This window comes from Kitasatospora sp. NPDC058243 (assembly GCF_042882025.1).
Lineage (GTDB): Bacteria > Actinomycetota > Actinomycetes > Streptomycetales > Streptomycetaceae > Kitasatospora.
Genome location: NZ_JBHVWW010000070.1, coordinates 1 through 9,832, shown reverse-complemented (window position 1 = coordinate 9,832; position 9,832 = coordinate 1). Strand labels below are relative to the sequence as shown.

The 9,832-nt window shown below is 72.7% G+C and carries 8 protein-coding genes; 6 read left to right on the top strand and 2 right to left on the bottom strand.

Features of this window, described 5'->3' with window-relative positions; translation table 11 throughout:
- The first annotated feature begins 399 nt into the window (after positions 1 to 399).
- From ppk2 to rpsD, 3 genes are all read left to right on the top strand, one after another.
- Positions 400 to 1,233, top strand: coding sequence for a polyphosphate kinase 2 (gene ppk2, locus ACFVX9_RS32700; RefSeq protein ID WP_380486008.1), 834 nt, complete (start codon positions 400 to 402; stop codon positions 1,231 to 1,233).
- Between the two features lie 58 nt (positions 1,234 to 1,291).
- Positions 1,292 to 2,641 carry a replication-associated recombination protein A gene (locus ACFVX9_RS32695; protein WP_363372766.1) on the top strand — a complete coding sequence of 450 codons (1,350 nt, stop codon included), beginning with the start codon at positions 1,292 to 1,294 and terminating at the stop codon, positions 2,639 to 2,641.
- 324 nt (positions 2,642 to 2,965) lie between these two features.
- Positions 2,966 to 3,580: a 30S ribosomal protein S4 gene (gene rpsD / locus ACFVX9_RS32690; protein WP_063346792.1), complete on the top strand. Its 615-nt coding sequence runs from the start codon at positions 2,966 to 2,968 to the stop codon at positions 3,578 to 3,580.
- A 114-nt stretch (positions 3,581 to 3,694) separates the two neighbouring features.
- On the opposite strand, the gene ACFVX9_RS32685 is transcribed toward rpsD, so the two are convergent.
- Positions 3,695 to 4,015, bottom strand: a complete 321-nt coding sequence (locus ACFVX9_RS32685) for a tetratricopeptide repeat protein (protein ID WP_380377234.1) — start codon at positions 4,013 to 4,015, stop codon at positions 3,695 to 3,697.
- 56 nt (positions 4,016 to 4,071) lie between these two features.
- Positions 4,072 to 6,309 (bottom strand): ATP-binding protein, encoded by a 2,238-nt coding sequence (locus tag ACFVX9_RS32680; protein ID WP_380377187.1) that lies wholly within the window; start codon positions 6,307 to 6,309, stop codon positions 4,072 to 4,074.
- Positions 6,310 to 6,561: 252 nt separating this feature from the next.
- Between ACFVX9_RS32680 and ACFVX9_RS32675 the strand changes: the two genes are divergently transcribed.
- The 3 genes from ACFVX9_RS32675 to alaS form a co-directional block, all read left to right on the top strand.
- Positions 6,562 to 7,041, top strand: a complete 480-nt coding sequence (locus tag ACFVX9_RS32675; protein WP_387985115.1) for a DUF948 domain-containing protein — start codon at positions 6,562 to 6,564, stop codon at positions 7,039 to 7,041.
- Between the two features lie 4 nt (positions 7,042 to 7,045).
- On the top strand, positions 7,046 to 7,489 hold the full coding sequence (locus tag ACFVX9_RS32670; RefSeq protein WP_063346788.1) for a DUF6167 family protein: 444 nt from the start codon (positions 7,046 to 7,048) through the stop codon (positions 7,487 to 7,489).
- A partial coding sequence (gene alaS, locus ACFVX9_RS32665) for an alanine--tRNA ligase (RefSeq protein WP_387985112.1) occupies positions 7,489 to 9,832 on the top strand: 2,344 nt, incomplete at its 3' end. The genes ACFVX9_RS32670 and alaS, both read left to right, overlap by 1 nt.

Genomic DNA, 9,832 nt, shown 5'->3' with positions numbered 1-9,832 from the left:
CACATGGTGTGCTCGTCGGGGTCGGCGTCCTGGTCGTTGCACGGGACGGAGACTTGCATCAGCCACCCTCCGGGACCGTTCTGCAGGGCGAGGCCGCTTCGTGTGTCGCCTTCTTCGTTGCCGAGCAGGGGCGGGGTCGTGCCGTTGCGCAGTGCCTGGGCAGTGGCTGCCATGCGCGGCCACCACTTCTGGTGGTAGGCCATGATGCCCCGGAGCCGATTGCCGTCGAATTTCTCGGTGGGGACGGTGTGCGTGGCGAGGGGGGGGGGGGGGGGGTAGAGGGGGGAGGGGGGGGTGGGGGGGGCCGCAGTGGCCGCCCACCCGTCCTCCGACCTGCGGAGGCGGCCTCCAGCGCCTACGGTGAGTGCTCATCAGCAGCAGTCGGACGGAGGACCCCAGGTGGCCGAGGAGCAGCGGACCGCGAAGCCGGAACGACTCGCGAGGAAGCCGTACGAGCGGGAACTGCTGCGGCTCCAGCAGGAACTGGTGAAGCTGCAGGAGTGGGTGCGGGTCGAGGGCGCCCGACTGGTGGTGGTCTTCGAGGGGCGCGACGCCGCCGGCAAGGGCGGCGCGATCAAGCGGGTGACGGAGTACCTGAACCCGCGCATCGCCCGGGTCGCGGCGCTGCCGACCCCGACCGAGCGGCAGAAGACCCAGTGGTACTTCCAGCGGTACGTCGAGCAGCTGCCGGCCGCCGGGGAGATCGTGCTGTTCGACCGCAGCTGGTACAACCGGGCCGGCGTCGAGCGGGTCATGGGCTTCTGCACGGACGAGCAGTACTGGCAGTTCCTGCACCAGTGCCCGACCTTCGAGCGGATGCTGATCGAGGCGGGCATCCTGCTGCGCAAGTACTGGTTCTCGGTGAGCGACACCGAGCAGGAACGGCGCTTCCGGGACCGGCTGGAGGATCCGATGAAGCGCTGGAAGCTCTCCCCGATGGACGTCGAGTCGATCACCCGTTGGGAGGAGTACTCGCGGGCCAAGGACGAGATGTTCGTCTACACCGACACCCCGGACTCGCCCTGGCACGTGGTGGAGAGCGACGACAAGCGGCGGGCCCGGATCAACATGATCGCCCACCTGCTCTCCACCGTGCCGTACCGCGAGATCACCGCCCCGCAGATCGACCTGCCGCCCCGCCCGGCCCCGCGCGGCTACCAGCGGCCCCCGCGCGACCTGCAGAAGTACGTCCCGGACCACGCGGCCCGCCTCGATCGGCGGGACAGGGCGTAGGCGCGATGGGGCCGGCTGCTCCGGCGGGTGTGTCGGCGGCCTCGCATAGGCTTCCGGTGTGGACGAACCGGACCTCTTCACCGCCGCCGCCGAGGAACGCCAGAGCAGGGAGCCCGGCCGGGCGCCGCTGGCCGTACGGATGCGCCCGCGCACCCTGGACGAGGTGGCCGGGCAGCGGCAGCTGCTGAAGCCCGGGTCGCCGCTGCGGCGGCTGGTCTCGGGCTCGCGCGGGCCCGCGGCGACCAGCTCGGTGATCCTCTGGGGCCCGCCCGGTACCGGCAAGACCACCCTGGCGCACGTGATCAGCCAGGCCGTGGAGGGCCGCTTCGTCGAGCTGTCCGCGATCACCGCCGGGGTCAAGGAGGTCCGGGCGGTGATCGACGGCGCCCGGCGGGCGGTCGGCATGTCCGGCCGGGAGACGGTGCTGTTCCTGGACGAGATCCACCGCTTCTCCAAGGCCCAGCAGGACTCGCTGCTGCCGGCCGTGGAGAACCGCTGGGTCACCCTGATCGCGGCGACCACCGAGAACCCGTACTTCTCGGTGATCTCCCCGCTGCTGTCCCGCTCGCTGCTGCTCACCCTGGAGTCGCTGACCGACGAGGACGTCCGCGCCCTGCTGCGCCGCGCGGTGGCCGACGAGCGCGGCCTGGGGGGCGCGCTGGAGCTGACGGCGGAGGCCGAGGACCACCTGGTGCGCCTCGCCGGCGGTGACGCCCGGCGGGCGCTCACCACGCTGGAGGCGGCGGCCGGGGCGGCGCTGGAGAAGGGCGAGGCGAGCATCACGCTGGCCACCACGGAGACGGCCGTCAACCAGGCGGCGGTGCGCTACGACAAGGACGGCGACCAGCACTACGACGTGGCGAGCGCGCTGATCAAGTCGATCCGGGGCAGCGACGTGGACGCCACCCTGCACTACCTGGCCCGGATGATCGAGGCGGGGGAGGACCCGCGGTTCATCGCCCGCCGGCTGATGATCTCGGCCAGCGAGGACGTCGGCCTGGCCGACCCGACGGCGCTCCAGACGGCGGTCGCGGCGGCCCAGGCGGTGGCCCTGATCGGCTTCCCGGAGGCGCGGATCATCCTCTCCCAGGCGGCGATCGCGCTGGCCCTGGCGCCCAAGTCCAACGCGGCCTACCTGGCGATCGACGCGGCGCTGGCGGACGTCCGGCAGGGGCTCGCGGGCGCGGTGCCGCCGCACCTGCGGGACGCGCACTACGGCGGTGCGGGCAAGCTCGGCCACGGCCAGGGCTACCAGTACCCGCACGACCTGCCGGAGGGCATCGCGGCCCAGCAGTACGCGCCGGACGCGGTGCACGGCAAGGACTACTACCAGCCGACCCGGCGCGGCGGCGAGGCCCGGTACGCGGACGTCGTGGAGTGGACGCGGGGCCGGCTCAGGGGTGAGTGAGAAGGGGCGCTCGACCACCCGGTACAATCGGTCGAAGTGCCATGCCCCGGGACGGCGGCGGAGGAGACTCCACCGACCGGCCGCACCAGCGGGGCATCGGCCGTAGGCCTCCTCCGGGAGGCCCGCACCAGGAGCGTCGCGCACCGTTTCGGTGTCGCGGACGGCCCGGATTTCCGGGCTGTTCCGTGTGACCAGCACTTTTGTGCCCGGCTCCGGAGAGCGGCTGACCGCATCGCCTCGGCGATGGGTTGTCTCCGGGTCGCGAGATGCGACCTCCGTCAACACCTGGTGAAGCCGTATTCGTAAGCAAGGAAGGTTTGGTTCATGGCGAACCAGAAGCGTCCCAAGGTCAAGATCGCGCGTGCGCTCGGCGTGCCGCTGACCCCGAAGTCCGTCAAGTACTTCGAGGCCCGCCCGTACCCGCCCGGCCAGCACGGCCGTGGTCGCAAGCAGAACTCGGACTACAAGGTCCGTCTGCTCGAGAAGCAGCGTCTGCGCGCCCAGTACGACCTGAGCGAGAAGCAGATGGCGCGCGCGTTCGACCGCGCGAAGAAGGCCGAGGGCAAGACCGGTGAGGCGCTCGTCGCCGAGCTGGAGACCCGTCTGGACTCGCTGGTGCTGCGTTCGGGCATTGCCCGCACCATCTACCAGGCCCGCCAGATGGTCGTCCACGGCCACATCGAGGTCAACGGTGGCAAGGTCAACAAGCCGTCGTACCAGATGAAGCCGGGCTTCGTGGTGACCGTCCGCGAGCGCAGCAAGGAGAAGGTCCCGTTCCAGGTCGCCCGTGAGGGTGGCTACGCGGGTGAGGGCCAGACCCCGAAGTACCTCGAGGTCAACCTGAAGGCCCTGGCCTTCCGCCTGGACCGTGCGCCGCAGCGCAAGGAGGTCCCGGTGATCTGTGACGAGCAGCTGGTGGTCGAGTACTACTCGCGCTGACCCGTCGCGGTTCCGCATCTGCGGTACCTCAGCGAGCCCCCGTCGCCTTTCGAGGCGGCGGGGGCTCGCCCCTTTTCCGGCGTCGCGCGCCCGGCGTGATCCGAAAGAGAGCCCCTAGCGGTTCTCGCCGGTCATCGCCGCGGCCAGCCGCAGGTGCGGGCGGGCCTCCTCGGCGCGGCCCTGGCGCTCCAGGGTGCGGCCGAGCATCAGCCGGGCGTAGTCCTCGGCCGGGTCGGTGTCCAGGATCCGGAGCAACTCGGCCTCGGCGCGCCCGAGTTGGGCGGAGTGGTAGTAGCTGCGGGCCAGCAGCAGCCGGACCGAGAGGTTGGCCGGCTCCTCGGCGAGCACGCCCTCCAGCATGCGGGCGGCGTCGGCGTAGGCCTTGGACTCGAAGTGGAACGTCGCGAGGCGGTACTCGTCGGCGGCGGTGGTCACGGCCACGGGGGGCTCCTTCCGGGTGGTTCCTTGCCTCCTCAAGCAATCGGCAAGTTTCAGCTATTCCTGGCCGGTGCGGGCGCCGGTGCGGACGGCACCGAGCAGGGCCCGGACCCGGGCTCCGGCCCGCCCGTCGACCCGCTGGCGCCCAGCGCCCGGGAGACCGCCGCGTCCAGGTCGAGCCGGGCCCCGGCCTGGTAGCACTGCTCGTACTCCTGCGCGGTCAGCCCCGCCCGGGCCCGCTCCGCGCACTCCTGGTGCGGGCCGAAGAAGGACCGCGAGCCCAGGAAGGGCAGGCCGACCGTGTGCCAGATCCGGTGCGCGGCGCCCTGCAGCACCCGGGCCTCGCCCAGGTCGCCCGGCGCGCCCGGGCCGCCCGGCTCGGTCTCCAGCAGCGCCAGCAGGTCGATCGCCAGCGCGATGCCGAGCAGGTCGTGGAACAGGTGGTTCAGCCGCAGGCCCTCCCGGGCCAGGGCGCGGGCCGCCCGGACGGCGCCGTCCAGCCAGTGCGCGTACGCCGTCGCGTACAGCACGTACGCGTACGCCCACTGCTCGCCGTGCTCCTCGCACAGCTCGCGGGCCTGGCCGAACCAGAGCTCGCCGCTCTCCGGATCCCCCTGGAACAGGTACGCGAGGCCCAGCTCGACCATGGCCAGCACGACGTTGCTGTTGAGCTCGCCGATGGTCCGGTAGTGCCAGAGCGCCTCCTCGAACAGCTCGGCGGCGCGCTCCGGCTCGTCGCCGACCAGGGCCGCGCCGGCCTGCCGGTGGACGGCGTAGGCGAGCGCCCGGTCGTCGCCGGTGTCCAGGGCCTGGCGGCGGCACTCCTCCAGGGCCGGGCGGGCCGCCTCCAGGTCGCCTTGCAGGGTGGCCAGGTGGCCGGTCGCCCAGAGGGCCTTGGCGCGGGCCTCGGTCGGCTCGCGGTCCAGGGCGAGCGCGCGGTCCAGCCAGTGCCGCCCCTCGCCGAGGTGGCCGCAGCCGACCCAGTAGAACCACAGCGTGCCCGCCAGCAGCAGGGCGATCTGCTCCTCGCCGGGCTCGGCGAGGCAGAACTCCAGCGCCGCGCGGAGGTTGGGGTGGGCGAGTCGGGTGCGTTCGGCGGTCTCGGCCTGCCGGGGGCCGAACCACTCGACCTCGCCCCAGGTGGCCACGCCCAGGTACCAGTCGCGGTGGCGGCGCAGCAGCCGCTGCTCCTCGCCGGCGGCCCGCAGCCACTGGCCGCCGTAGTCGCGCAGGGTGTCCAGCAGCCGGAAGCGGACGCCGAAGGCGCTGTCCTCGCGCAGCACCACGGACTTGCCGACCAGTTCGTCGAGCTGGTCGAGCACGTCCTCGGCCTCCAGGGCGTCACCGGCGCAGACGTACTCGGCGGCCTCCAGGTCGAAACTGCCGGCGAAGACCGAGAGGCGGGCCCAGAGCAAACGTTCCTGCACGGTGCAGAGCTCATGGCTCCAACCGATCGTGGTGCGCAGCGCCCGGTGCCGCGGCAGGGCCGTCCGGGAGCCGCCGGTGAGCAGCCGGAACCGGTCGTCCAGCCGGGCGGTGATCTGCTCCACCGACAGCGCGCGCAGCCGCCCGGCCGCCAGCTCCACCGCCAGCGGGAGGCCGTCCAGACGGCGGCAGAGCAGGCTCACCGCCTCGGTGTTGGCCTCGGTCAGCGCGAAGGAGGGCAGCACCGCCCGGGCCCGCTCGGCGAACAGCCGCACCGCGTCCGGCAGCCCGCCCGGACCGCTCGGACCGCCCGGACCGCTCGGCCGAGGGTCGACCGGCAACGGGGCCAGGGTGAGCAGGTGCTCGCCCGAGGCCCGCAGCGCGGCGCGGCTGGTGGTCAGCACCCGGAGGCCGGGCAGCGCCCGCAGCAGCGCGTCCGCCAGGTCGGCGCAGGCCTGCACCAGGTGCTCGCAGCCGTCCAGCACCAGCAGCGTGCGCCGGCCGGACAGCCGCTCGGTGAGCACGTCCAGCGGCGGGCGGGCGGTGTCGTCGGTCAGCCGCAGCGCCTCCAGCGCCGCGCGGCCGAGCAGCAGCGGGTCCTGCACCGGGGCCACCTCGACCAGCCAGGTGCCGTCCGGGAAGGCGCCGGCCGCCCGGGCGGCGGCGCGCAGGGCCAGCCGGCTCTTGCCCACCCCGCCCGGCCCGGTCACCGTCACCAGCCGGGCGCCGGCCAGCAGGCCCGCCAGCTCGGCCAGCTCCCGCTGCCGCCCGACGAAGCCCGTCACCTCGGCCGGCAGCCGGCCGGGCTGCGGCTCGCGCGGCCACGCCGCGGGTTCCCCGGGCTGTGCTCTCCAGTCGCCGGCCAAGCGTTGCTCCCCGTGTTCCTGGCCCGGACCGTCGGGGCCCGGACGTTCGTCGGGCCGTACGGGCGACGGCCCGCCTGGCAGAACGAGGTGACCGGTCGGTAGGTTACGCGCGCGGTTCGCACATCCGACCGGTTCGGCCGAGGGCCGACGCGGCGGTGGACCCCGGGGCCCGGCGATAACCCGGTCCGGAAACCGGGCGTGGGCGCGATAGGGTTCCGTTTGGAGAACAGCAAGGCGAGGGAGCGCGCAAAGGTGTCCGTGGGAGAGCTGGCCGGGTTGCTCGTCGCCGTGTTCTGGGCGGTCCTGGTCACCCTGCTCGCCGTGGTGCTGGTCCGCCTCTCGCGCGTGCTGAAGGAGGCCACCGTCCTCGTCTCCGCCGTCACCGAGCAGGCCGTCCCGCTGCTGAGCGACGCGGGCGCCGCCGTGCGCAGTGCCAACCAGCAGCTGGAGCGGGTGGACGAGATCACCGCCAACGTGCAGGACGCCGCCGCCAACGCCAACGCGCTCTCCTCCACCGTCGCCGCCACCCTGGGCGGGCCGCTGGTGAAGGTCGCGGCCTTCAGCTACGGCGTCCGCAAGGCCGTCTCCAAGCAGCAGGGCGGCCAGCCGTCCGTGCCGTCGCAGAGCGGCGAGCGCGAGGAGCTGGCCCGGCTGATCCGGGCCGAGGTGCGCGCCGCGACCGCGCCCAGGAATGGCCTGCTCTCCCGGGTCCGGCGCGCGGTGAGGGGCTGACGGCATGGTGCGACGCGTCTTCTGGATGGCGGTCGGCGCCGGTGCGACCGTGTGGGCCATGAACAAGGCCAACGAGGCCGTGCACCGGCTCACCCCGGACAGCCTCTCCGGCACCGCCACGCGCGGTGCGCTGCACCTGGGCGACCTGGCCAAGCAGTTCGCCCAGGACGTGCGGGCCGGCATGGCCGAGCGCGAGGAGCAGCTGAAGGACGACCTCGGACTGCACGGCACCGCCGTCGTCGAACCCCGGAGCACCGGACGGGTCCTGCGCGGCGAGCCGCAGTACCGAGCTATCTCGGCGGCGCCCGGCAGCCCGGCCGCCGCCCTGCCCCCGTCAGGCCCCCGCCCCGTGTCCCGTGGGGCCCGCACCACCACCCGAGCCATTGAAGAAACGCCCCGCCGCGCCCTGCCGCAGCGGGGCGGCACCCCGAACCGGAAGGACCAATAATGGAGTCGGCTGAGATCCGCCGCCGCTGGCTGCGCTTCTTCGAGGAGCGCGGCCACACCGTCGTTCCGTCGGCGTCCCTGGTCGCCGACGACCCCACCCTGCTGCTGGTCAACGCCGGCATGGTGCCGTTCAAGCCCTACTTCCTGGGCGAGGTCAAGCCGCAGTTCTCGCGCGCCACCAGCGTCCAGAAGTGCGTGCGCACCCTGGACATCGAGGAGGTCGGGAAGACCACCCGGCACGGCTCCTTCTTCCAGATGTGCGGCAACTTCTCCTTCGGCGACTACTTCAAGGAAGGCGCCATCAAGTTCGCGTGGGAGCTGCTCACCAGCTCCGTCGCGGACGGTGGCTACGGCCTGGAGAAGGAGAAGCTCTGGATCACCGTCTACCAGGACGACGACGAGGCCGAGCTGATCTGGCGTGACGTCATCGGCGTCCCGTCCGAGCGCATCCAGCGCCTCGGCATGAAGGACAACTTCTGGTCGATGGGCGTCCCCGGCCCCTGCGGCCCGTGCTCGGAGATCAACTACGACCGCGGCCCCGCGTACGGCGAGGAGGGCGGCCCGGCCGTCAACGGCGAGCGCTACCTGGAGATCTGGAACCTGGTCTTCATGCAGTACGAGCGCGGCCACGGCGACGGCAAGGACGGCTTCGAGATCCTCGGCGACCTGCCGAGCAAGAACATCGACACCGGCCTCGGCCTGGAGCGCCTCGCCGCCATCCTCCAGGGCGTCGACAACCTCTTCGAGATCGACACCAGCCGGATGATCCTCGACCGCGCCGCCGAGCTCACCGGCCACACCTACGGCGCCGACCACAAGTCGGACGTCTCGCTGCGCGTGGTCACCGACCACATCCGCACCGCGCTGATGCTGATCGGCGACGGCGTCACCCCCGGCAACGAGGGCCGCGGCTACGTGCTGCGCCGCATCCTGCGCCGCGCCATCCGCAACATGCGCCTGCTGGGCGCCACCGGCGTGGTGGCCAAGGACCTCACCGACATCGCGATCAAGGCGATGGCTCCGCAGTACCCGGAGCTGGAGAGCGACCGCAAGCGCATCGAGACGGTCGTCGTCGGCGAGGAGGCGGCCTTCCTGCAGACCCTCAAGGCCGGCACCAGCCTGCTGGACGCCGCGGTCACCGAGACCAAGCAGGCCGGCGGCGCGGTCCTCTCCGGGGACCAGGCCTTCAAGCTGCACGACACCTACGGCTTCCCGATCGACCTCACCCTGGAGATGGCCGAGGAGCAGGGCCTCCAGGTGGACGAGGCCGGCTTCCGCCGCCTGATGCAGGAGCAGCGCAACCGCGCCAAGGCGGACGCCAAGGCCAAGAAGATGGGCCACGCCGACGTCGCCGCGTACCGCGAGGTCGCCGACAAGTCCGGCGCGAGCGTCTTCACCGGCTACAACCTCACCGAGGGCGAGGCCAGCGTCGTCGGCCTGCTGGTGGACGGCGTTCCGGCGCCGGCCGCCTCCGAGGGCGACGAGGTCGAGATCATCCTCGACCGCACCCCGTTCTACGCCGAGGGCGGCGGCCAGCTCGCCGACCACGGCCGGATCCGGCTGGAGTCCGGCGCGGTGGTGGAGATCCGCGACGTGCAGCAGCCCGTCCCGGGTGTCATCGTGCACTCCGGTGGGGTGCTGTTCGGCGAGGTCGTGCTCGGCGCCTCGGCGTACGCCACGATCGACACCGAGCGCCGCCGGGCGATCGCCCGCGCCCACTCGGCCACCCACCTGACCCACCAGGCGCTGCGCGACGCGCTCGGCCCGACGGCCGCCCAGGCCGGCTCCGAGAACGCCCCCGGCCGCTTCCGCTTCGACTTCGGCTCGCCCGCCGCCGTCCCGGGCACCGTGCTGGTCGACGTCGAGCAGAAGATCAACGACGTGCTGGGTCGCGAACTCGACGTCACCGCCGAGGTCATGACGATGGATCAGGCCCGCAAGGCCGGTGCCATCGCGATGTTCGGCGAGAAGTACGGCGACGAGGTCCGGGTCGTCACCATCGGTGACTTCTCCAAGGAGCTGTGCGGTGGCACGCACGTCGGCAACACCGCCCAGCTGGGCCTGGTGAAGCTGCTCGGCGAGTCCTCGATCGGCTCCGGCGTGCGCCGCGTCGAGGCGCTGGTCGGCGTCGACGCGTACAAGTTCCTGGCCCGCGAGCACACCGTGGTGTCCCAGCTGACCGAGCTGGTCAAGGGGCGCCCGGAGGAGCTGCCGGAGAAGATCTCGGGCATGCTCGCCAAGCTCAAGGACGCCGAGAAGGAGATCGAGCGCTTCCGCGCCGAGAAGGTGCTGGCCGCCGCGGCGGGTCTGGCCGACTCGGCCGAGGACGTGCAGGGCATCTCGG